This is a genomic window from Roseovarius sp. W115 (assembly GCF_032842945.2).
Lineage (GTDB): Bacteria > Pseudomonadota > Alphaproteobacteria > Rhodobacterales > Rhodobacteraceae > Roseovarius > Roseovarius rhodophyticola.
Genome location: NZ_CP146606.1, coordinates 1,284,433 through 1,306,130 on the forward strand (window position 1 = coordinate 1,284,433; position 21,698 = coordinate 1,306,130).

Here is a 21,698-nt window from a genome sequence, read left to right on the forward strand (position 1 = left end):
TAAAGTAATCGTTGAATTTGCGAAAAACTGCTCCAGATGGCGCCAACTGACACTGCATTTCCAAGCAAACGCCGACTGGCCAGCGCACGGTCAGTAACTGCACTTGTACTAAGAGAAATGGCCACGACCTATGGGCGCTCGCCCGGGGGTACCTCTGGGCGGTGCTTGAGCCAGTAGCCGGCATCGCGCTTTTGACGTTGATTTTCTCCACCGGGTTTCAATCCCCATCTTTGGGGGTCAACTTCCCAATTTTCTATGCAACCGGACTTATTCCGTTCCTGCTCTTTAGCGATGTATCGGGCAAAGTCGCCTTGTCCTTGCACTTTTCCAGACCGCTTCTGGCGTATCCGGCGATCACGTTTATCGACGCGCTTCTGGCGCGGTTCCTGGTCAATTTATTTGCGCAGCTCTTCGTGGCCTTTGCTGTCCTTTTGGGCATTATGGTTCTGTTCGACACACGTCTTGTACCTGATATTGCCATTGTTGCGGAGGCCATGGGCTATGCTGCCTTGCTTGCTTTTGGCGTCGGGACAATCAATGCATTTGCTTTTTGCCGTTTCCCGATGTGGCAAAGGGCCTGGTCGGTTCTGACCCGGCCCTTGTTCATTATTTCGGGTATCTTTTTTACGTTTGAAACCATTCCAAGCCCCTACGACAACTACTTGTGGTTCAACCCCCTTATCCATCTGGTAGGATTGGTGCGACAAGGGTTCTATGCCGGATACGAGGCCGAGTATGTGTCTCGGACGTACCTTGTGCTCTTACCCCTTTGTCTGATGGCGTTCGGGTTGATTTTCCTAAGGCGTTTCCATCGCGACATTATCAACGACGGTTGACGATGCGCTCGGAAATGCACTTTCCATAAGCGCCTGATCGAGCGTGGCGAACGCCTCGATCCGCGCAATACTCTGGTCCTTTTCAAATCGTGCACACAGTTTGGGCCAGCGATCCTCGTTCTTCGGATGACCCCCGGTATTGAAGTAGTTGCCAGCGACATGGATTGAGACGCCGTAACGGGACGCGATCTCTTCTTCGAGCTGTTCCAATCGATCAATTGAATAGACGGCGGACAAGGACCGCAATCCTCGCAGCGCACGCGTCAGTTGGTCTTTGGATGAAAGGGGTCGCATAGCACCCCATCCGTCCATGCGCCGGGTCGCAAAGTAAGAGCAATAGAAATTGTCGTACATGCTGCGCACGAACTGATGCCACTCATCTGTACCGCCAAAAAAGTAGTCATCGGCAGTGAGACTGAGCGCCATGCGTTTGCCGGTATTCTCAGGTAAACTCAGGTCATGCCCGGCGGTCTGCTGCGCCATTTTGCGCATGTAGAGATAAAAGGAGGCAATGCGCTCTTTGGGGTCGCGCAGAACGGTGAACACAAATCTGTCCTTTGGCAAAAGCTCCAACTCAGTCCAATCAATGTGACCTGAGTAAAGCCGATACCCATCGGGCATCTGCCGCCCCTTGACGGCCTGAGTGGTGACACGCACAGGAGAGGTAAATTTCGCCCCGCCAACCGCACGTACCAGTTCATTGTGCACGGTCTGTCCTGCAGTCTTTGGCACATGAAGAAAGACAATCGGACTCATGGCAACTCTTCGCAAAGATCAACACAACTTGGAGCGAAAGGGGCAACATCGGCCATCGCATCAAGGCCTCTAAGAAAGCAAGGCACATCAGCGATATCAAGATGTGACAATTGCCAGGGTGCAAACCGCCACCAACGGCTGTTTTGAAGTGCCTCTATCATGTCTTTGGGAATGCGAAACTTCTTGGGCACGGCCGGGTTACCAGCAACAACGGCGTAGGGCGGCACGTCTTTTGCGACACTGGCACCGGCGGCGACGATCGCACCGTTGCCGATAGTGACACCCGCCGCAATCATCGCCCCATGTCCGATCCAGACATCATGCCCGATCACTGTTTTACGGATCTTGGTCGGCGGTTGAGAATTCTTGAACGTGTAGCTTTCGTAATCCTTCGCCCCCGAAAACCCGTCTCCAACCTCAAACAATCGATCCTTGAGATAAAAGGCCGGGCTGGTTGAGGCCCAGCTCAAAGGGTGGTTTTGCCGCCCGATCTGAACGTTTTCTCCAAAGGAACAGTATCTGCCGATCTCGGCAGCGGCACAGTAGCCCGATACTTGATAGGAAAACGCACCAAGAGACAAGGACAGCTCATACTGCGTCCACTTGAGGCTGGCCGGGGCCTCGATCCAGGTTTGTTTTGGCAGGTGAATCACACGTCCCGAAGGGCGCGGCAGCACCTCAACGCCTTTTGCGGCGAGCGCGCTTATGCGGACTGCGATTGTGGACATTGGACGGTCTTGTGAGGAGACAATAAGGTTGAAAGGATAAGTGCAGGATTGGTTGCCTCGTGATCAAGCGGAAGGCAACCGCCCTGACCAGACTGAACAGAAGCTCGCCTGATCGCATCGGCCTGAGCGCCAAGATCAAAGCTCCAAACCGGCAGACCCGTCGCCAAAGCCTCGTGGGTCGTGTAGGAAAACGTCTCGGGCCAGATCGACGGAATGAACCAGCAGCTAACCCCATAGCGTTTGGCGAGAGCAGGCACGTCACGCACTTCGTATGGGCCATGAACATGCGCCGTGCCCGCCAAGGGATAGGCCGGATCCATGTATCCGATAAGGACAAGACGTGCCTCGCGACTTTGATCAAGCGCATGGCTCAGCTCTTGCAAAACCTTTGCGCCTTTTTGGACCCCGATGGCCCCAAGCACGCCAATCACCGGCTTTCCATCAGTGTCAACACCGGGAACCATGCGACGCTGTTTCAAAGCCACGGCATGCGGCGTGACCATGATCTTGGCGCTGGAGTCCGGAAACACCTCTGCAACAATCTTGCGACTACTGTCGGAAAAGACGATGAGCCGATCTGCATGCAGCAGCGCCTTACCCCAGGTCCTGCGCCAGTCCGCCAAAGACACAACCCGCCCATCGGGACAACAATAGGTATGCGCGCTGTCCCGGATGTCATGCGTCAGCGCATAGCGCCCATCACTGTCAAGCAGCGTGTAAGACGGGCTGAGCGGGAGATAGTCGTGAAAGAGGATGTCCAGCTCTGACGCTGAGCCTGCGGCCAGATCAATCAAAAGATCTGGCAGCTCAGTGAGGTCCTCCGCTCCGACGCCGCAGGAATAAACCACCCTGCGCCGTGGTAAAAGGCCGACCAGCCTACGCAAAAACCGGGTTGAGGTTGTCACCCCGCGCGTCATGCCATGAGCCGTATGTAGCTCCACCTGCCATGCACCTTTGGCCCCAGCCCGCAAAACAAGCGCAACACCACCCTGCTGCAGATCCTGGTCCACTCGGCGCTTGAGATAAAACTCCGCTCCACCCCCCAAGGTGTGACCAAGATACACAGGAACAGGGCCCTCGCACTGCTCTGCCACCCAGGCCAAAGCCAAGGCCAGCCGCGGTGCCGCCAATGGATCATGTTCGATGAAATCCTGCACCGATTGATCGTAGTAGGGATATCGACGGGACACGATCTGGTTGTGGGCCGCTACAAGTTTCGCCTTCTTGCTGGAGCCAAACGATGTTCCGCTGCGATGCTCCACAAAGACACCGCCATGCCCCAGATGACGCCAGCCTTTCTTTGCGACCTTTTGACACCAATCAACCTCCTCACCGTATCCCGGAGCAAACACCTGGTCGAAGGAAGGCACAGCACGCAGCGCATCCTTATGCATCGCCATGCAGAAGCCCACACCGGTCGGCGCATCAGCGAGCGCCGCATCGGGGACAAACCGTCTCGCAACTGCGTCAACACGATCTATCACCCCTTCCTTAAGAGGGGCGCCACAGCAAATGACCGGTGCATTGAAAATCTCTGCGTCGTTGGACATTGGAGTTACACTGGCAACCCTGAGATGCTCGATCAGAGGGCGCACAAGTCGGCTGGCCCAATCCTTTGGCACAAAGGCGTCTGAATTGAGTAAAATCACATGATGACCCAGCTTGAGCGCATGTTTGAAAGCCCGGTTGACCGAGCCGATAAAGCCCAAGTTGGTGTCGTTTTCGAGCAAATGTATGTGGCTTTGGACTGCGGGCGCGCACCCTTTATACCAGTTACGCAGATAGGGCCGGACCTTGGGGTCAGTCGAACAATCCTCAATTAAGATAAGCTCGAAGGGCAAGTCAGTGTGACACAGCACACGGGTCAAAACCTCGGGTAAAAGATCAAGAGCATTGAAGACTGGTACAATAATCGTGACCTGTTCCTTGCCGAGGTCCGCTGTCGGTGTGTCACCCGCGCTTGCATCGGCCGCAAAAAGAAATGGTGTCATATAGCTATTGGGGGTTTCATGTCCCAATCCGAGTTGTTTCTTAACGTCAGCCCGGTCTTCGGGATTTTGGCGCAAACGCCAACGCAAATAGGCCGGCACAGATCGCACACAAGCGATCAGGAAGGGCATGAACAATCCCCGTCGCATCCGAGCCAGAGTTTGATCGGTAAACCCTTCCAGTTTCACACTGAGTTCTTGCGTATCTGTCGAACAAACCAAAAAGCACGCCTGACTGTCGAAAGGCAGATCCAGCAAGAAGCCAGGCGTCGGGCCAACAGCGTCCCCATAGGCTTGCACGACATCCGGTCGGTGAATGTCCGGCGCTTTGGCGCAGAGCTCAGCGCCACATACTAAAGACACATGGCTGGCATCAACCCAGCCTTCAACTTCGATCCTCCCTCTTCGCAAGGCGATCCGATCGACATGCCCTACGGTTTGGCCACGCGGATTGACCAGCGCGTGCCCTTGCCTTTGCAAAGACCCGTGTTCGTGTGAGTAGCGTATAAAAGCCTGGCGCAAACTACGCAGCATGGGATCCCCGGATGCAGGTTTCTGACAGCCACGTTCGGCCCACAAAGCGGAAAAGGCGCGAGATACAAAAGACGCAGCAGTCAGATCGACTGCACTGAAACTAAGCGCAGAAATCCTTCCAAAAGATTAAAAATCGAAATGGATTTTATGGGTCAGGCCGTGGCGTCTTTTACAGCACCCACGACATTGTCGAGCACGGCTTTGAGCATCGCTTCGTCGGTACATTCACCCATCACGCGGATCAAAGGCTCGGTGCCGGATTTGCGGATCAGAAGACGCCCATTTGATCCCAGCTTTTTTCTCCATCGGCAATTGCCTGCTGCACCTGATCCGTCTCAAGTGGTGTTTGCCCATCGCTAAACCGCACATTGATCAGCGATTGCGGGACTGGGGAAAAAACGCGTGCCAGCTCACTGGCTGTGTTGTCGGTTTCAACCATGCTGGCCAGAAACTGTAACGCTCCGATAAGACCGTCACCCGTGGTCGCATAGTCGGTCATAACGATATGGCCGGACTGTTCCCCGCCAAGATTGTGCCCATCGGCGCGCATGGTCTCAACAACATAACGGTCTCCAACCGCGGTGCGCTTAAGCTCGATGCCCTGGTCTGCAAGATGTCGTTCCAACCCCAGGTTGGACATAACGGTCGCCACCAGTGCATTGCCCTGCAGCCGCCCTTCGCGCGCCCAGCGCGTGGCGATCAGACCCATGATCTGATCCCCGTCTGCGACCTGGCCCTTTTCATCCACGAGAACAAGGCGGTCTGCGTCGCCGTCTAAGCAAATACCCAGATGTGCGCCACTTTCTAAAACCTTCTTTGCTGCCATTTCCGGATGCGTAGATCCACATGCCGCGTTGATGTTGCTTCCATTAGGATCCACGCCGATAGGGATTACTTCGGCCCCAAGTTCCCACAAGACGGCGGGCGCGGTGCGATAAGCTGCACCATTTGCGCAGTCTACCACGATCTTGAGACCATCCAACCGGCGTCCGGCCGGGAAAGTCGTCTTTGCGTATTCCACATACCGCCCGCGCGCGTCTTCAAAGCGCGTCGCCCGGCCAATATTCTCAGGAGCCGCCAATTTAACGCCGTCAGTCATCAGCTTTTCAATTCCGGCCTCGGCTTGATCCGAAAGCTTGAATCCATCAGGCCCAAAGAGCTTGATGCCGTTGTCTTCGGCTGGGTTGTGACTGGCGGAAATCATGACGCCCACATCCGCGCGCAAGCTGTGTGTGAGATACCCAACTGCGGGTGTCGGCACAGGGCCAAGCAGAAACACATTCATACCGGTAGAGGCAAATCCAGCCGTCAGCGCATATTCGATCATGTATCCAGAGAGGCGTGTGTCTTTGCCGATCACAACCCGGTGGTCCTGCGCATCTCGTCGGAAATAGCGACCAGCCGCCGTGCCAAGCTTCAAAGCAAGCTCAGCGGTCATGGGCCACGTATTGGCCCGTCCGCGAACCCCGTCTGTACCAAACAAATCTTTGCTCATCTGCTCACCTTCACGCTTGTTCAGTCTCGCGCAGTTTTATGTTTCTTAACGGCCGAATATCGGCATGTCCAATCTATCCCGCATCAGCCAAAAGCCTTTTGGAGTCCATTGAATGGCCTCAATTTTTTCCGTCTCGTTGACTAAAACACCCTTGCGGCTCATAAGATGAACTGCAATTTGCTGTGCGGGAAGACTTTATGAAGATTGCAATGATTGGAACAGGTTACGTTGGATTGGTCTCGGGAATCTGTCTGTCAGATTTTGGCCATGACGTCGTTTGTGTTGATAAAGATTCTTCGAAAGTCGAACGACTCCAGCGCGGCGAAGTGCCGATTTACGAACCAGGTCTCGATCAGCTCATGGAGAAAAATGTCTCAGCAGGACGGCTCTCCTTCACCATAGACCTGACAGAAGCGTTAGACGATGCCGAAGCCGTTTTCATTGCCGTCGGCACCCCCACCCGGCGGGGTGATGGCCATGCAGACCTTAGTTTCGTTATGGCGGCTGCTGAAGAAATCGCAAAAACCGCAAAGAATTACATTGTCATTGTCACCAAATCCACCGTCCCGGTAGGCACCAATCGGCAGGTCAAGCAGACAGTGCGCAAAGCAAACCCTGATCTGGAATTTGATGTCGCCTCGAACCCGGAATTCCTTCGGGAGGGGGCCGCGATTGAAGATTTTATGAAGCCGGATCGAGTGGTCGTAGGTGTGCAAACTGAACGCGCGGCGGAAGTGATGCAGGAAATCTACCGTCCGCTTTACCTGCGGGAGTTTCCGATCCTGACAACGGATCTGGAATCGGCGGAAATGATAAAATACGCCGCGAATGCATTCCTTGCGACCAAAATCACCTTTATCAACGAAATCGCCGCGCTCTGTGAACGTACCGGGGCTGATGTGAAACAGGTCAGCCGCGGCATGGGTCTTGACGGTCGGATCGGCAATAAGTTCCTTCATGCCGGACCGGGCTATGGCGGAAGCTGTTTTCCGAAAGACACCCGTGCTTTGGCACGGACCGGGCAAGAGCATGGTTTGCCGCTTCAAATTACCGAGGCGGTTATCGCAGTGAACGAAGAGATCAAGCGTCGTATGATCGATAAACTCGTTGATATGTGCGACGGATCCTTCAACGGCAAAACCGTGGCAGTCCTCGGCGCGACGTTCAAACCGAACACGGACGACATGCGAGAAGCCCCCTCCCTGACCATTGTTCCTGCGTTGGTCGGTGGCGGAGCCAAGGTACGTGTGTGTGACCCGCAAGGTCAGCGCGAAGGGGAAGAGCGTCTTCCGGGTGTGCAATGGGTGGATGATCCATATAAATGCGTCTCCAAAGCGCATCTTGTGGTGCTGTTGACGGAATGGAACGAGTTCCGCGCGCTGGATCTCAAACGCATTGCCCGCAAGATGGAAACACCGCGTTTGGCCGACCTTCGCAATATCTATTCTGTCAAGGATGCGAAACGCGCAGGGTTTGATGCCTATGAAAGCGTCGGGCGCGTCGGGTTCTTGCGCCAGACGGCAAAAGAGACCGCTGCGGAATAGACCATTTTCACTTTGAAGGTTTTGTCTTACCACTCTGTCTCTACTATTGTTAGAGCACATGGAGACAGAACGTGAAGACGGCACTTGTCACAGGCGCGGCACGTGGGATTGGGCTGGCGACCACAAAAGAGTTTCTGAGCAAGGGCTGGCATGTGGTCATGGTGGATCGAGATGAAGAGGCGCTGACGTCTGAAGCTTCGCAGCTGCAGGATGTCACCGAAATACTTTGCGATGTTTCGGTTCCTGGTCAGGTGGCTGACATTGCCAAAAAGTTTGACCATCTCAATGCGCTGGTCAACAATGCAGGGGTGGCTGATTTCGGGCCTATTGAGGAAACCGACCTGTCCCGATGGCGCACGGTTATGGAGACCAACCTCGATGGTGTCTTCATGATGACCCAAGCTTTGACACCTGCTCTAGCAGCGGCCAAAGGTGCAATTGTGAACATCGCGTCTATCTCTGGTTTGCGCGCATCAACGCTGCGGGTCGCCTATGGAACCTCCAAAGCCGGCGTCATGGCTCTAACCCAGCAGCAAGCTGTGGAGTTGGGCGAAAAAGGCATTCGGGCGAATTGTGTCTGTCCCGGGCCTGTGCGCACCAAGCTTGCCATGGCGGTGCACACACAGGACATCATTGACGCCTATCATGATGCGATTCCGCTTAACCGCTACGGGAGCGAAGATGAGATCGCCAATGTGATCACCTTCCTCTGCTCTGAAGAGGCCAGTTTTGTGACCGGTCAGATCATATCTGTGGATGGCGGTTTTGAGGCGACGGGTATAGGCCTGCCAGCGCTTCGCACATAGACTCCGGCAAAGAAAAAGGTGGCTCCGATTTCTCGCAGCCACCCTGTCGGGCGAACCCCCCAATACTTAAAAAGGCTTACTTCAAAATTCAGAGTTCCGACAGCACTCAGATACAGGCAAAATCGTTAAACACCTGCCTTGAAACAGTGATGGACTTGGTCACCGGCTTTGACACCGGCTGTTCAACCGACTTTTGGCTGAGCTTTGATCCATCTTTTTCAGATGTGGCAGAAATAGATTTGGTCATCGGTCTTCTCCACTTGTTAACGTGGCAAACCGGACAGTTAGCACCGACCGGCGCCCACACTCTTAAATCTGCTGGGATACCGGCCCTCAGATCGGCTGAAAACGCGCCGCCTGATGCGATTGGGACAGGATCCCGGCATTAGAAGTCTGCCAAAAATGTTAATATTGGTCTATCCCGTGGTTGGAAAAAGTTTGTCTCCAATTTGGAAGAAATATGTCCAGAATGTGGCGAAAATGCACAAAACCCACAATTTGTGCGACTCCTGTGCCAGGATTCAACAATATAGAGTAGCGCACCCTAGAGGTCACCAAGTGATCTGTTTGCCTTCTGAGACGACAAAAAGCTCGTGCCCATCCCCTCTTTTCCAGGCAAATCCGCCTTCTGTTTCCAAAACCGTGTATGCCGTCCAGCCGGTTTGCTCCCACCAACTCTCATATTGCTCAGTCTCAGAATTCACCCGCCAGCGTCCAACATCAGGGCGGCGATTTTCTTCAAGATAGACGGTCTGACCATCTTCACCAAAGTACTGCGTGTAGGTCGAACCGGACCAAGTGCCTTCAATCGTGTTGCCTCGCAGCAGCAGGTCGATTTCCGAAGCACTCAGCACTTTGGCGCTGTCCTCAGCCAGCGCACCAGCGGCCAAACACACAGTAACAGACAAAGCTGCAGTCGGTTTTGTGAGTGATATGACCATCACAATAAGCTCGTTGGCTGGATCAAGCAGGCCCGGAAATCATTGACATTGGTCAGGGTTGGTCCCGGAACAACCTGATCACCGATTTTTGCGAAGAACCCATGCGCATCATTCGTGTCCAAAGCGGCCTGCGGATCGATTTGTTTGTCTTTCGCTTTGGTAAGCGTCGCTGGGCTGATGATCGCCCCTGCCACCTCGGCGGCACCGTCAACACCATCCGTGTCACAGGCAATCGCATCGATGCCGTCCACGCCTTCTAACGCCACCGCCATCGCCAATGCGTATTCTGCATTTGGCCCGCCAATGCCGTTGCCTCGTTTGGTGACGGTAAGCTCACCGCCCGACAAAAGCAGGGTTGGCGCACTGCCGGCTTTCATGTCCTTCTGAATATCCAAAGCCAATGCAGCATGAGCGACCGCAACCTCTCGTGCCTCACCTTCCAGCGCATCACCCAAGAGACGGACATCACACCCCTCTGCGCGCGCGATCTCTGCCGCCGCTTCGAGGGATTGTGAGGGAGCCGCATAGATCACATTGGTGACACGGCTGAGGCGCACATCGTCAGGCGCCAGGGGCGCACCGCCAGACTCCAGAAATCTGGCAATCGAGTCAGAGGGCGTAACACCCCATTGTTTCAACAGGGCAATTGCACGTGCCGCATCGCCAGGGTCTCCGACGGTGGGGCCACTGGCAATATCACCTGGATTGTCACCGGGCACGTCCGAAATCATCAATGCCAGCATTTGCGCCGGATATGCCGCCGCAGCCAGCTTGCCGCCTTTGACCGCCGAAATCTGTTTTCGGATACCATTGATGTCGCCAATCGGCGCGCCAGATGCCAAAAGATCGTCTGTTAACGCCTGCTTTTCAGCCAAGGTGATCCCATCGACCGGGGCCGTCAAAAGCGCTGAGCCACCTCCCGAGATCAAGGCCAGAACCGTGTCGCCTTCACCGCACCCGTCTAACAGATCCAGCATCCGTTTCGTCGCCGCCTCTCCTGCGGCATCGGGCACGGGATGCGCTGCCTCGACGATCTCTATGCCTTTGCAGGGCCGGGCATATCCATACCGTGTGATGACCAATCCTTCGCAGGGCCCATACGCGGCCTCAACGGCTTCGGCCATACGCGCACTGGCTTTGCCCGCGCCGATAACAATCAGGCGGCCCTTTGGCTTGGGCGGCAGGTGCGCCGCCAGACTTTGCATGGGGTCGGCCACTTCAACGGCGCGATCAAAAAGGGCGCGTAGGAACAGCGCAGGGTCTTGCATGGGGCACTCCGGACAATGTCGCGGCACACTATTGCGATTTATGTTAGCGCTGCAACTCTATCGCTGCACGCTGGCAAACTTGACAAAGGACAGACCACGCGCGACAGACGCGGCCATGGTGATGACCTTACTTCAGGTGGGATTGGGCGGGGCCATCGGCTCTATGCTGCGCTTTGGCGTTGGGATGGCTGTTGTGCGCTCAACAGGTGCCAGCTTTCCATTGGCCATCCTGCCGGTGAACGTGATTGGGTCCTTCCTCATGGGCCTTGTTGTGGTCTACACATTTCAACGCGACCTGACAGCTCTGAACCCGTTTCTGATGACAGGTATCCTCGGCGGTTTCACAACCTTTTCGGCCTTTTCCCTAGAGGCTTTTACACTCTATGAGCGCGGTGAGATTGGCCAGGCGGCAATCTATGTCGCGTTGTCAGTGGTGCTGTCGATCCTTGGGCTTGCCATGGGTGTTTGGCTGGCAAGGTCACTTTGGGCATGACTAAGGTTCAAACCCTAACCGTTGCCGAAGGGAAGGTGATCAGCGACTGGATCGCTGGTTTCGGCGGCGTTTTCCGCATGTCTCGCAAGGGCGGATTGAAAAGATGTGCCGCAAAGGGGAGCTGCGCGTTGATGGTGGGCGCGCCAAGGCCAACACGCGGATTGAAGAAGGTCAGCAGGTGCGCGTGCCGCCCTTACCAGACCCCGCACAGGCCACACCTGCGCGGCCAAAAGTATCAGACCGCGACGCGGAGATGATTCGCAATACTGTGATTTACAGGGACGACCACATTCTGGCGTTGAACAAACCTCCGGGACTACCCGTACAGGGTGGAAGCAAGCTGACACGCCACGTGGATGAAATGTCAGATGCCCTTCGCTTTGAACTGGATGAGACCCCGAGACTTGTTCACCGGCTCGACAAGGATACATCCGGCGTTTTGCTTATGGCCCGAAGCCGTGCCGTCGCCGCCCGTCTGACGGCAGCATTCCGGGATCGCGACACGCGCAAGATTTACTGGGCGGTGGTGGCCGGGGTGCCAGCCCCGCGCATGGGCACCATCCGTTTCGGGTTGGTCAAAGCGCCGGGTCACGGGTCCAAAGGTGAAGGCGAAAAGATGTTGTGCCTGCACCCGCGTGATATTGACCAAACACCGGGCGCCAAACCCGCGACGACAGATTACGCTGTGGTCGAAAATGCGGGCACGCGTACGTCCTGGATGGCTTTGGTGCCCATTACCGGACGCACACATCAACTTCGCGCGCATATGGCCGAGATCGGGCATCCGATTGTGGGGGATGGCAAATATGGCGGCTCAGGTCAGGAAAACCTGGGCGATGGGTGGGGCGCGCAACTCGGTGGGGATATCAGCCGCAAATTGCATCTGCATGCCCGGTCGCTCAGCCTGAAACACCCTGTCACCGGAGCGCAGCTTTCCCTGACCGCTCCATTGCCGGACCATATGGCGCGAACATGGGAGACGTTTCAGTGGCGGCCTCAGGATGCAGCGGCAGATCCGTTTGAGGACCTGTCATGACAGATCCGTTGCGCCTTGTGATTTTTGACGTCGACGGCACGCTGGTCGACAGCCAGGGCGATATTGTGGCGGCCATGACAGCCGCCTTCCAAGACGTGGACCAACCCGTCCCTGATCGCGCGACGATCCTGTCGATTGTCGGTCTCTCGCTTGATCATGCGATGGCCCGGCTTGCGCCGGACCGTTCCGCAGCAACTCAGGCACGAATGGTCGAGGGATACAAAAATGCGTATGTCAACTTGCGCGCAAAGACAGGGGCCGCAGACTCATCTCCGCTTTACCCAGGCGCGCGAGACGCACTTGAGTTTTTCAAGCGGCAGGACAATCTTCTTCTTGGTGTAGCCACTGGTAAGTCCCGGCGTGGTCTGGATAAATTACTGGAGGCACATGATTTAGAACATATGTTCGTCACCCAGCAAGTCAGCGATCATCACCCCTCTAAACCACATCCATCAATGATAGAAACCGCGCTTGCGGAAACGGGTGTAGAGACGCAAAACGCCGTAATGGTTGGAGATACTAGCTACGACATGGACATGGCGCTGGCCGCGCATGTTGGCGCGATTGGTGTTGGCTGGGGATATCATGACGTAAGCTTGCTAAGCTCAGCGGATCGGATTGTCTCAGCTTTCGCTGAGCTGCCAGACGCGGTAGCAGGCGCTTGGAAGGTGACAGCGGCATGAGCGAATGGAAAGCCAAGCGGTTTTGGAAAACGGTCAATGTCGTACCAAGCGGCGCGGGCTATGGAATCCGCTTGGATGATCGTCCGGTCAGAACCCCTGCAAAATCAGAACTGATCGTCCCATCTGAGGCGCTGGCACAGGCGATTGCACTGGAATGGGAAGACCAGAGTGAGAGTGTGAACCCGCTGTCGATGCCGATGACACGGTCTGCCAATGCGGCGATTGACAAAGTAACGGCGCAACATGCCGAGGTTGCGGACCTTGTGGCGGCTTATGGTGACGCGGATCTTCTGTGCTATCGCGCAGACGGCCCGGCCTCTTTGGTCAAACGCCAGGCTGAGACCTGGGATCCACTTCTTGATTGGGCCGCGGACAGATTCGGCGCAAGGCTCTTACCGGTATCAGGTGTTATGCATAGCCCGCAGAACCCAAAGGCATTGATGGTGCTGACGCAGAACGTTCGGGAGATGGACGCATTTACGTTAACGGCGTTCCATGACCTTGTCGGATTATCTGGGTCGTTGGTGATCGGGTTTGCAGCACTCTACAACTATGCCGATCCGGTGGTGCTTTGGGGTTGGTCAAGAGTTGATGAAACCTGGCAGGAAGAGCAATGGGGCGTGGATGAGGAAGCTCGCGAGCTTGCGGAGCACAAGCTTGGAGAGTTTGAACACGCCAAGAGATTTCACGATCTCGCGATTAAATAACATGCGGATTCGCTAAACATTGGTTTCCTCAGCGGAAACAACAGAAAAAGTGGCATTTTTTTGTCACCAAAACCCTTGACCTTGACGGGTGAATCCACACAAACTCCCGGGCACTGACATGGGGAAATGACCCTTCACAGTATCGCCCGGTCCGGAAGGACCGATTGAACCGCCCTAGAGAGGGCGGGCATATCAGGAAGAGGTAAACATGAAAAAATCCGTAATCTTCGGCGCGCTGACTGTTGCTGGCATGGCCGCAGCTGCAAGCGTCGCCTCTGCAGGTACGCTTGACGACGTGAAAGCACGCGGCAAGCTGAACTGCGGCGTAACAACCGGTCTGGTCGGCTTTGCTGCACCTGACGCAAACGGTAACTGGGACGGCTTCGACGTCGGCGTTTGCCGTGCGGTCGCAGCGGCTGTTCTGGGGGATCCGGCGGCAGTGGAATTCGTTCCCACCACAGGTAAGACACGCTTCACAGCGCTGGCTTCCGGTGAGATCGACATGCTGGCACGGAACACCACCTGGACCTTCAGCCGCGACGTTGACCTGAAGTTTGAATTCGTCGGTGTGAACTACTACGACGGTCAAGGCTTCATGGTTCCGAAAGATCTCGGCGTTTCTTCGGCCAAAGATCTGGACGGTGCGACCGTCTGCATCCAGACCGGAACAACAACCGAGCTGAACCTGGCGGACTTCTTCCGCTCCAACGGTATCAGCTACGAGCCGGTTCCGATTGAGACAAATGCCGAAGCGCAGCAGCAATACCTTGCAGGTGCATGCGACGTTTACACAACTGACGCGTCCGGCCTGGCCGCGACACGTGCTGCGTTTGAAGATCCTGCAGGCCACGTGCTTCTGCCAGAGATCGTCTCCAAAGAGCCACTTGGCCCACTTGTTCGCCACGGCGATAATGAATGGGGTGACGTTGTTCGCTGGACGCTGAACGCTCTTATCACCGCAGAAGAGCTGGGCGTCACAAGTGCCAACGTCGGTGAATTGGCTGGCGCTGCTGGCGACAATCCGGAAGTCAACCGTCTGCTCGGCACCGAAGGCAACCTGGGCGAAATGCTCGGCCTTGACGCCGACTGGGCTGTGAAGGCTCTGGCCGGTGGCAACTACGGTGAGATCTTTGAGAAGAACATCGGTGAAAACACACCGGTCGGTCTGGCTCGCGGCCTGAACGCGCAGTGGACCGAAGGCGGCCTGCTCTACTCGCCGCCCTTCCGCTAAAATCACTACTTCAAAGGGCGCGGTCACTCCGCGCCCTTTGTCTATGAAAAGCAATGATCGGCCCACCGCGCAAAAGCGCATCAAACAATCCGGGCCGGCAAGGGGACACCTCAGATGACAACCATGACCGACCCTCCTCAGGAGTCGTTTAGACTGTCTATGTTGCTGAACGATACGCGCTATCGTTCCTACACCTTTCAGTTTATCGCCCTGATCGCTCTGATTTCTCTGATTGCCTATCTCGGTTCCAATCTGGTGCAAAACCTTCGCGCTGCAGGTTTGAACATTTCCTACGAGTTTCTTGGGGAACCAGCAGGCTATGACATCAACCAGCGACTGATTGAATACGACAGTCAAAGCTCACATTGGCGCGCCTCGATTGTGGGCATTCTCAACACGCTTCTTGTGGCCTTTCTGGCTTGCGTGACCGCAACAATCCTGGGGGTCGCCGCCGGTGTTCTTCGGTTGTCGAACAACTGGCTTGTGCGCAAGCTCATGGCGGTCTACGTCGAAGCGTTCCGCAACGTGCCTGTCCTCATCTGGATCATCATCATCTTTACCGTAATGACGGCTGTTTTGCCCGGGCCCCGTGCCTTTAGAGGGGATGATCCGGCCGCCAGCATGGTGCTCGACATGTTCGCCTTTACCAACCGTGGCGTCTATGTCCCCGCCCCTGAATTCACATCAGGCATTTTCCAGGGTGCCGGAAACTGGCTCGTCATTCTGGCGTCGCTTGTCGCATCCTTGTTCATCACGCGCTGGAATGTACGGCGTGCCGATCAGGTGCAAGAAGCCACCGGCCAAAGGCCAAACACGTTGTGGGCCAATCTGGCGATCTGGTTCGTGCCTTTGGTCGCATTGTGCTGGATCATGGGGCTCACCTGGAATTACCCGGAACTCAAAGGCTTTAACTTTGCAGGTGGTTGGACCATTCGAGGCTCCTTGATCGCCCTCTGGTTCGCTTTGGCCATCTACACAGGGGCCTTTATCGCCGAAAACGTCCGCGCGGGCATTCAGGCGATTTCCAAAGGTCAGACAGAGGCCGCAGCTTCGCTGGGTCTGCGCCCGGGCCGCATCATGAACCTTGTGATCCTGCCTCAGGCGCTTCGAGTGATCATACCGCCGCTTATCTCGCAATACCTTAACATCACCAAGAACAGCTCGCTCGCCATTGCCGTGGGTTATATGGACATCACCGGCACGCTGGGGGGCATCACGCTCAACCAAACTGGCCGCGCGATTGAATGCGTGCTGCTTCTGATGCTGTTCTATCTGATCATCAGCCTCAGCATCTCTGCAGTGATGAACATCTACAACAATGCTGTTAAGCTCAAGGAGCGCTGATATGACTGATGCAACTTCACAGCGCACTGAGCCCTTTGTCAGAATGGATATGCTCCCAGAGCAGGAGCCACCGGCCACACAGCGTGGCGTGGTCAAATGGGCGCGCGAAAACCTGTTCTCCAGTACCGCCAATTCCGTCCTGACGGTCGCGGCGATTGTCACCGTTTACTATATCCTAGTTTCATCAATGCCCTGGCTTCTGAACGGGGTCTGGAACTCGGACTCGATCCGGGAATGTCGCGAAATCCTGGAAGGTGCCACAGGCGGCTGTTTTGCCGTTCTGACCGAACGGTGGAACCAACTGCTCTTTGGCTTCAAGTACCCACCGGATCAATACTGGCGTCCGACGCTGGCCTTTGTCCTGCTCTTCGTTGCGGCGGCCCCGGTGATGTTTTTCAAGTATCTGCCGAGCAAGATGCTGATCTTCACCGGTCTCTACCCCTTTATCGCCTTCTGGCTGATTTGGGGCGGCTCGATCCTGACACCATTGCTGGTTCTGGTCGGGTTCGTACTCGCAGCACAAGCCTTTACCCGGCTGGAGCACAAAGGCTTTGCCATCGCTGCACTGGCGGCTATCGCAGCCGCCGCGATCATGTTCTGGCTCGCCAGTACGATTGGCTCTGGTGGCGGCTCCGGTGGCTTTCTAAGCCTTGAGCCGGTGCAATCGCGCGACATGGGGGGCTTTATGCTCAACATGATCCTCGGCACGGTCTGCGTCTCTTTGTCGATCCCGTTTGGTATCGCATTGGCCCTTGGACGTCAGTCAGACATGCCGATCATCAAGTGGATTTGTGTGGTCTTCATCGAGTTCATTCGCGGTGTGCCTCTTATCACGCTGCTTTTCGTCGCCAACGTGGTCCTGGCCTACTTCCTGCCACCGGGCACAACCTTTGACCTGATTGTGCGGGTGATCATCATGATCACGGCCTTCTCTTCGGCCTATATCGCCGAAGTGATCCGGGGGCCTCGCGGCCTTGCCCAAGGGTCAGTATGAGGCCGCAGACAGTTTGGGGCTGGACTACGCCCAGGCCATGCGGCTCATCATCCTGCCTCAGGCGCTCAAGATCTCAATCCCGGGTATCGTGAACGTGGCGGTGGGTCTCTTCAAGGACACCACGCTTGTCTCGGTTATCTCCATGTTCGACCTGGTCGGCATGATCCGGGGTCCGATCCTGGCATCCACAGAATGGAACGGTGTCTATTGGGAGCTCTTCGGCGCTGCCGCGATCCTGTTCTTCGTCGTGTGCTACGGCATTTCACAATATTCGCAATGGCTCGAACGTGAGCTTGCGACAGATCATCGATAAGGAGGGTTCCCCATGGCGGAAGCTGCTCAACTGCAAGTCAGCGACGAGATCGCGATCCAAATCGAAAACATGAACAAATGGTACGGGTCATTCCACGTTCTGCGGGACATTGACCTGACCGTTTACCGCGGTGAACGCATCGTGATTGCCGGGCCTTCTGGGTCCGGTAAGTCAACGCTCATCCGGTGCATCAACGCATTGGAAGAGCACCAGCAGGGTAAAATTGTTGTCGATGGCACGCTGCTTAGCTCGGATATCAAGAATATCGATACGATCCGCTCAGAGGTTGGTATGGTGTTTCAACACTTCAACCTCTTCCCGCATCTGACAATTCTTGAGAACCTGACACTCGCTCCGATCTGGGTGCGCAAAACGCCCAAGAAAGAAGCCGAAGAAGTGGCGATGCACTATCTGAGCAAGGTGAAGATCCCTGAACAGGCCGACAAATACCCCGGCCAGTTGTCAGGGGGTCAACAACAGCGTGTAGCGATTGCCCGCTCGCTTTGTATGAAGCCTCGGATCATGCTCTTTGACGAACCCACTTCTGCGCTCGACCCAGAAATGATCAAAGAGGTGCTCGACACGATGGTCGAGTTGGCCGAGGAAGGCATGACCATGCTCTGCGTCACCCACGAGATGGGCTTTGCCCGTCAGGTGGCGAACCGCGTGATCTTTATGGACCAGGGTCAGATTGTAGAACAGAACGAACCCGAAGAGTTCTTCAACAACCCCAAATCTGAACGGACCAAACTGTTCCTGAGCCAGATCCTCGGCCACTGAACAGGGCCAAAAGACATACAAGACCCCCGGCGTTTTGCGACGCCGGGGGCTTGTATTGGAGGCTGCGCCGTCCCCCGGTTCGGCACTGACGCGGCTTTGTGTCACTGTCCCCAGCACTCCCAGCAGCCATCGCCCTCTCAAACCCAGATCTTCCGTCGCGCGCGCAAAACCTGCATTCGGTCTCGCACCGCCTCCGACACATCCCCGCCTCGCGGCGTATCGCGTAGCGTCTCCACCAGATACTCTGCCCGTTCCCCCCGTTGCCGGGTCCAGCTCAGAGCGGCCAGCACCGCGCGGCCTTGTTCCGGCAATCGGTCCGGGATCTCGATGCCGTTAAGTGTCGCCCACACGCCAGACCAAAGCCGCCCGACGCTCCATGGGTTGTACCCGCCGCCGCCCAGCACCAAAAGCCGAGGTGCCATGTCCATGAGCGCCGCCACCAGCCGCCAATGGCTGTTATTCGACAGATCAAGCCGCGCCAATGGGTCCTCAGTGACGGCGTCCGCCCCGCATTGCACCACAATCACCTCTGGTCGGAACGCCTGCACATTTGGCAAAATCACCTCATCGGCAATGCGCGCGAAATCATCGTCATGCGTGCCCCGCGGCAAAGGCAGGTTGATCGCCTGTCCTCCCGCCCTGTCCTCTATAGGACCGGTAAAAGGCCAGCGCTTTTCCTCATGTGTCGAGATCATCTGCACGCGGCTCTCGCCCTGAAATGCCGCAGCCACCCCATCACAATGATGCGCGTCAATATCCACATAGACCACACGGCAAAGCCCTTGTGCCAGAAATGCCTTGATCGCCAGAACCGGGTCATTGAGATAGCAAAACCCTGCCGCGTGATCGGCCATGCCGTGATGCGTACCGCCGCCAGGGTTGTAGACCACACCGCCCTTGGCCAGCAGCTCAGCCGCAAGCAAGGATCCTCCTGCTGCAGTGGCGGGACGACGATAGATTTCGGGGAATATCGGATTGCTGAGCGTTCCGATCTTGTGCCTAACCCGGGTCTCATCCGGTACAGCGCCCTCGGCTTCGGCGTCTTTCAGCGCTTCGATATACTCAGGCGTGTGAAACGTAGTCAGCGCCGCTGGTTTGGCCATAGGGCTCACGCGGTATTGCGACTTTGGCAGCCAATCCATGGCGCGGCACAGGTCGATCACAGTTGGCACGCGCGGAATGCTCAGTGGGTGTTTCTCACCATAGCTGGACCCGCGGTAAATCTCTGAACCGATAAAAAGAGGCTTGGGCAGAGACATGCCCGGCTACTCGCCCAAGAGTTCCCGTGGGGTGACAAAGGCCTCGACCCGCCCTCGACCCGGTCGAAGATCGTGCCAATGCGGGATGTCGAACCGTGCAACCAGCGTGGCGCAGGTTGGGTAGTCATCAAACCTCGGATGATCGGGCGGCGTGGCAACAAGATCATGGGCAAACCAAGCAATGCCAGGATTGTGGCCAAGCATGAGAACAGTGTCGCCAATAGCAGTGCCCAGCGCTGCGCGCATGTCATGGGCCCCGGCATGGTAGAGACGATCAAGATAGGTGACGTCACAGGCCAGCCCAAGAGCGTCGAAGGTCTCTCGCGTCCGGGTCGCACTTGAAACCAATGCCTGATCAATCGCGACACCTTCGGTACGCAACCAATCTCCGAGCGCCTTTGCCGATCTTTGGCCGCGCGCGTTCAAAGGCCGGGCATGATCCCCATCCACCGGACTGCTCCAGCTTGATTTGGCATGGCGCATCAGAACCAGTCGCTTCATTTGAACGCTCTCATGTGAAAGGCGGATTGATCTTCGACCCGGCCATAGTTTTGGCTCACAGGACAGACACGCCGGACAGCGCACCCTTGGATCATGCAGGTGTTGGCGGGTCTATCGAGATCCGCTTTGCAGGCGACAACATCGTAGCCTTCACCGGCAAAGGCGTCGACGGGGCAGGCCGTGATGCAGGGCTTTGTCTCACAAGATGCACAAGGCGATGGTCCGGGGCGCGGTGTCTCTATCCTTTCAGAAAACCCCAACGCCCCGCGATAGGACACCATCAAACCCGCCACATCATGAACCAATAATCCAACCGGAGAGAGATGCGCCCTGCCACTGTCTTGTGCCCATTGGATAAACGGCTGATAGGGCGGGCCGCCGAATGGGAAGAACGCTTGCGCTCCGAGCGCGCCTGCCAGTTGTCCGATCACGCGTGCAGACCAACGATCCAAGGGATTTTCTGCACCGTCCTTGTATTCTTCGGACCCGGTGAAATGTCGCCAAAATCCCGGTTCGAGCGGACCTAATAGCACCAGCGTTTTGACATTTTCTGGCAAATTGTCCGAAACCGTCCCAAAGACGGTCAACTGCGTTTTAGCCGCCAGGTCTTCGATCTGTTCCAATCTCATTTGCGCTGAAAAGGTAGGCTGAGAGACCAGCCCAGTTTGGAAGGCCGATCATCCTGCCATTCAAGACCAATGGTCATCTCGTCATGCCCCTTTTCAGGTTGCGCAATATAGGTGCCAAACATCTGGTCCCAAATCGACAGGGCAAAGCCGTAGTTGCTGTCATGCTCACTGCGCTGATCAGAGTGATGGACCCGGTGCATATCTGGCGTTACCAGAATACGCCGCACGATCGCATCGAGCCAAAGTGGCAGCTTGATATTCGCATGATTGAACATGGCCGTGCCGTTCAGAACGATCTCAAAAATGATGATGCCAATCGCGGGTGGGCCAAGCAGATAGACCAGCCCGATCTTCAAAAGCATCGAAAGCGCAATTTCCACCGGGTGGAATCGGATTGCCGTGGTGACGTCAATGTCACGATCGGCGTGATGCACACGGTGAAATCGCCACAAGATCGGGACTTTATGCGTGATCAGGTGCTGTGCCCAAATCGCAAAGTCAAAAATCAGGACAGTGACAATAATGGCCAGCCAAAGCGGCAGATCCAAAGCGTTCATCACGCCCCAGCCTTGGCTCTGCGCATCCATGGCCGCGCCCACGGCGAGAAGCGGCAAGGCGAGCGCCAGAAGGCGAAGGGTCAGCGTGTCAATCACGATAATCGCCCAGTTGGTGATCCAGCGCGTCCCGCGCGGTTGCGTGCGCACACGACGCGGCACCCAGGCCTCAATTAAGGCAAGGGTTGCAAATAGGCCCAAGAACACGCCCAATCGAATGACAGTTTCGTTTTCCATGCGCTAGACGTTAAGCGAAACTTAAGCCGGGGCAAGCGCCA

Annotated in this window: 19 protein-coding genes and 3 pseudogenes; 11 read left to right on the plus strand and 11 right to left on the minus strand. The window is 56.1% G+C overall.

Features of this window, described 5'->3' with window-relative positions; all coding sequences use genetic code 11:
• Positions 1-56: 56 nt before the first annotated feature.
• Positions 57-836, plus strand: coding sequence for an ABC transporter permease (locus tag RZS32_RS06565; RefSeq protein WP_336623558.1), 780 nt, complete (start codon positions 57-59; stop codon positions 834-836).
• On the opposite strand, the gene RZS32_RS06570 is transcribed toward RZS32_RS06565, so the two are convergent.
• The 4 genes and pseudogenes from RZS32_RS06570 to glmM form a co-directional block, all read right to left on the minus strand.
• On the minus strand, positions 798-1,592 hold the full coding sequence (locus RZS32_RS06570; RefSeq protein WP_317056218.1) for a sulfotransferase family 2 domain-containing protein: 795 nt from the start codon (positions 1,590-1,592) through the stop codon (positions 798-800). The genes RZS32_RS06565 and RZS32_RS06570 overlap by 39 nt on opposite strands.
• Positions 1,589-2,320: a CatB-related O-acetyltransferase gene (locus RZS32_RS06575; protein ID WP_317056219.1), complete on the minus strand. Its 732-nt coding sequence runs from the start codon at positions 2,318-2,320 to the stop codon at positions 1,589-1,591. Before RZS32_RS06575 ends, RZS32_RS06570 begins: the two co-directional genes overlap by 4 nt.
• Positions 2,296-4,842: a glycosyltransferase gene (locus RZS32_RS06580; protein ID WP_317056220.1), complete on the minus strand. Its 2,547-nt coding sequence runs from the start codon at positions 4,840-4,842 to the stop codon at positions 2,296-2,298. The genes RZS32_RS06575 and RZS32_RS06580 overlap by 25 nt, the downstream gene beginning before the upstream one ends.
• Positions 4,843-4,994: 152 nt before the next feature.
• Positions 4,995-6,337, minus strand: a pseudogene (gene glmM, locus RZS32_RS06585) (phosphoglucosamine mutase).
• A gap of 197 nt (positions 6,338-6,534) precedes the next feature.
• On the opposite strand from glmM, the gene RZS32_RS06590 reads away from it, so the two are divergent.
• Both RZS32_RS06590 and RZS32_RS06595 read left to right on the plus strand, forming a co-directional pair.
• The gene (locus RZS32_RS06590; RefSeq protein WP_317056221.1) at positions 6,535-7,881 is read left to right on the plus strand and encodes a UDP-glucose dehydrogenase family protein; all 1,347 of its coding nucleotides are present in this window, start codon (positions 6,535-6,537) and stop codon (positions 7,879-7,881) included.
• A gap of 71 nt (positions 7,882-7,952) precedes the next feature.
• A complete protein-coding gene (locus tag RZS32_RS06595) occupies positions 7,953-8,687 on the plus strand; it encodes an SDR family NAD(P)-dependent oxidoreductase (protein WP_317056222.1) in 735 nt (244 codons plus the stop codon).
• A gap of 106 nt (positions 8,688-8,793) precedes the next feature.
• Here the strand turns inward: RZS32_RS06595 and RZS32_RS06600 are convergent, their stop codons facing one another.
• The 3 genes from RZS32_RS06600 to RZS32_RS06610 form a co-directional block, all read right to left on the minus strand.
• Positions 8,794-8,934 (minus strand): hypothetical protein, encoded by a 141-nt coding sequence (locus RZS32_RS06600; RefSeq protein WP_317056223.1) that lies wholly within the window; start codon positions 8,932-8,934, stop codon positions 8,794-8,796.
• A 304-nt stretch (positions 8,935-9,238) separates the two neighbouring features.
• The gene (locus RZS32_RS06605; protein ID WP_317056224.1) at positions 9,239-9,628 is read right to left on the minus strand and encodes a hypothetical protein; all 390 of its coding nucleotides are present in this window, start codon (positions 9,626-9,628) and stop codon (positions 9,239-9,241) included.
• The gene (locus RZS32_RS06610; RefSeq protein ID WP_317056225.1) at positions 9,628-10,896 is read right to left on the minus strand and encodes a glycerate kinase type-2 family protein; all 1,269 of its coding nucleotides are present in this window, start codon (positions 10,894-10,896) and stop codon (positions 9,628-9,630) included. Before RZS32_RS06610 ends, RZS32_RS06605 begins: the two co-directional genes overlap by 1 nt.
• Before the next feature lie 115 nt (positions 10,897-11,011).
• On the opposite strand from RZS32_RS06610, the gene crcB reads away from it, so the two are divergent.
• The 8 genes and pseudogenes from crcB (at position 11,012) to RZS32_RS06650 (ending at position 18,477) form a co-directional block, all read left to right on the plus strand.
• Entirely contained in the window at positions 11,012-11,389 is a 378-nt protein-coding gene (gene crcB, locus RZS32_RS06615; RefSeq protein ID WP_317057852.1) for a fluoride efflux transporter CrcB, read from the plus strand.
• A pseudogene (locus tag RZS32_RS06620) lies at positions 11,386-12,425 on the plus strand (RluA family pseudouridine synthase). Before crcB ends, RZS32_RS06620 begins: the two are co-directional and overlap by 4 nt.
• Positions 12,422-13,108, plus strand: a complete 687-nt coding sequence (locus RZS32_RS06625) for an HAD-IA family hydrolase (RefSeq protein ID WP_317056227.1) — start codon at positions 12,422-12,424, stop codon at positions 13,106-13,108. The pseudogene RZS32_RS06620 and the gene RZS32_RS06625 overlap by 4 nt, the downstream one beginning before the upstream one ends.
• Positions 13,105-13,815: an ATP12 family chaperone protein gene (locus RZS32_RS06630; RefSeq protein ID WP_317056228.1), complete on the plus strand. Its 711-nt coding sequence runs from the start codon at positions 13,105-13,107 to the stop codon at positions 13,813-13,815. The genes RZS32_RS06625 and RZS32_RS06630 overlap by 4 nt, the downstream gene beginning before the upstream one ends.
• A gap of 208 nt (positions 13,816-14,023) precedes the next feature.
• Positions 14,024-15,046 carry an amino acid ABC transporter substrate-binding protein gene (locus tag RZS32_RS06635; protein WP_317056229.1) on the plus strand — a complete coding sequence of 341 codons (1,023 nt, stop codon included), beginning with the start codon at positions 14,024-14,026 and terminating at the stop codon, positions 15,044-15,046.
• Positions 15,047-15,160: 114 nt separating this feature from the next.
• Complete coding sequence (locus RZS32_RS06640; protein WP_317056230.1) at positions 15,161-16,390, plus strand: amino acid ABC transporter permease; 1,230 nt, start codon at positions 15,161-15,163, stop codon at positions 16,388-16,390.
• Position 16,391: 1 nt separating this feature from the next.
• Positions 16,392-17,697: pseudogene (locus tag RZS32_RS06645) on the plus strand (amino acid ABC transporter permease).
• A 12-nt stretch (positions 17,698-17,709) separates the two neighbouring features.
• Positions 17,710-18,477, plus strand: a complete 768-nt coding sequence (locus tag RZS32_RS06650; RefSeq protein ID WP_317056231.1) for an amino acid ABC transporter ATP-binding protein — start codon at positions 17,710-17,712, stop codon at positions 18,475-18,477.
• A gap of 137 nt (positions 18,478-18,614) precedes the next feature.
• On the opposite strand, the gene RZS32_RS06655 is transcribed toward RZS32_RS06650, so the two are convergent.
• The 4 genes from RZS32_RS06655 to RZS32_RS06670 are packed head-to-tail and all read right to left on the minus strand — an operon-like array spanning position 18,615 to position 21,657.
• Positions 18,615-19,736: an acetoin utilization protein AcuC gene (locus RZS32_RS06655; RefSeq protein ID WP_317056232.1), complete on the minus strand. Its 1,122-nt coding sequence runs from the start codon at positions 19,734-19,736 to the stop codon at positions 18,615-18,617.
• A gap of 6 nt (positions 19,737-19,742) precedes the next feature.
• On the minus strand, positions 19,743-20,237 hold the full coding sequence (locus RZS32_RS06660) for a SixA phosphatase family protein (RefSeq protein WP_317056233.1): 495 nt from the start codon (positions 20,235-20,237) through the stop codon (positions 19,743-19,745).
• On the minus strand, positions 20,234-20,866 hold the full coding sequence (locus tag RZS32_RS06665; protein ID WP_317056234.1) for a ferredoxin: 633 nt from the start codon (positions 20,864-20,866) through the stop codon (positions 20,234-20,236). Before RZS32_RS06665 ends, RZS32_RS06660 begins: the two co-directional genes overlap by 4 nt.
• The gene (locus RZS32_RS06670) at positions 20,863-21,657 is read right to left on the minus strand and encodes a sterol desaturase family protein (RefSeq protein WP_317056235.1); all 795 of its coding nucleotides are present in this window, start codon (positions 21,655-21,657) and stop codon (positions 20,863-20,865) included. The genes RZS32_RS06665 and RZS32_RS06670 overlap by 4 nt, the downstream gene beginning before the upstream one ends.
• Positions 21,658-21,698 lie beyond the last annotated feature (41 nt).

Coding starts and splice junctions, on each gene's coding strand:
- RZS32_RS06570 (WP_317056218.1), bottom strand. CDS start 1,592: ATGAGTCCGATTGTCTTTCTTCATGTGCCAAAGACTGCAGGACAGACC.
- RZS32_RS06575 (WP_317056219.1), bottom strand. CDS start 2,320: ATGTCCACAATCGCAGTCCGCATAAGCGCGCTCGCCGCAAAAGGCGTT.
- RZS32_RS06580 (WP_317056220.1), bottom strand. CDS start 4,842: ATGCTGCGTAGTTTGCGCCAGGCTTTTATACGCTACTCACACGAACAC.
- RZS32_RS06590 (WP_317056221.1), top strand. CDS start 6,535: ATGAAGATTGCAATGATTGGAACAGGTTACGTTGGATTGGTCTCGGGA.
- RZS32_RS06600 (WP_317056223.1), bottom strand. CDS start 8,934: ATGACCAAATCTATTTCTGCCACATCTGAAAAAGATGGATCAAAGCTC.
- RZS32_RS06605 (WP_317056224.1), bottom strand. CDS start 9,628: ATGGTCATATCACTCACAAAACCGACTGCAGCTTTGTCTGTTACTGTG.
- RZS32_RS06610 (WP_317056225.1), bottom strand. CDS start 10,896: ATGCAAGACCCTGCGCTGTTCCTACGCGCCCTTTTTGATCGCGCCGTT.
- crcB (WP_317057852.1), top strand. CDS start 11,012: ATGGTGATGACCTTACTTCAGGTGGGATTGGGCGGGGCCATCGGCTCT.
- RZS32_RS06625 (WP_317056227.1), top strand. CDS start 12,422: ATGACAGATCCGTTGCGCCTTGTGATTTTTGACGTCGACGGCACGCTG.
- RZS32_RS06630 (WP_317056228.1), top strand. CDS start 13,105: ATGAGCGAATGGAAAGCCAAGCGGTTTTGGAAAACGGTCAATGTCGTA.
- RZS32_RS06635 (WP_317056229.1), top strand. CDS start 14,024: ATGAAAAAATCCGTAATCTTCGGCGCGCTGACTGTTGCTGGCATGGCC.
- RZS32_RS06640 (WP_317056230.1), top strand. CDS start 15,161: ATGACAACCATGACCGACCCTCCTCAGGAGTCGTTTAGACTGTCTATG.
- RZS32_RS06650 (WP_317056231.1), top strand. CDS start 17,710: ATGGCGGAAGCTGCTCAACTGCAAGTCAGCGACGAGATCGCGATCCAA.
- RZS32_RS06655 (WP_317056232.1), bottom strand. CDS start 19,736: ATGTCTCTGCCCAAGCCTCTTTTTATCGGTTCAGAGATTTACCGCGGG.
- RZS32_RS06660 (WP_317056233.1), bottom strand. CDS start 20,237: ATGAAGCGACTGGTTCTGATGCGCCATGCCAAATCAAGCTGGAGCAGT.
- RZS32_RS06665 (WP_317056234.1), bottom strand. CDS start 20,866: ATGAGATTGGAACAGATCGAAGACCTGGCGGCTAAAACGCAGTTGACC.
- RZS32_RS06670 (WP_317056235.1), bottom strand. CDS start 21,657: ATGGAAAACGAAACTGTCATTCGATTGGGCGTGTTCTTGGGCCTATTT.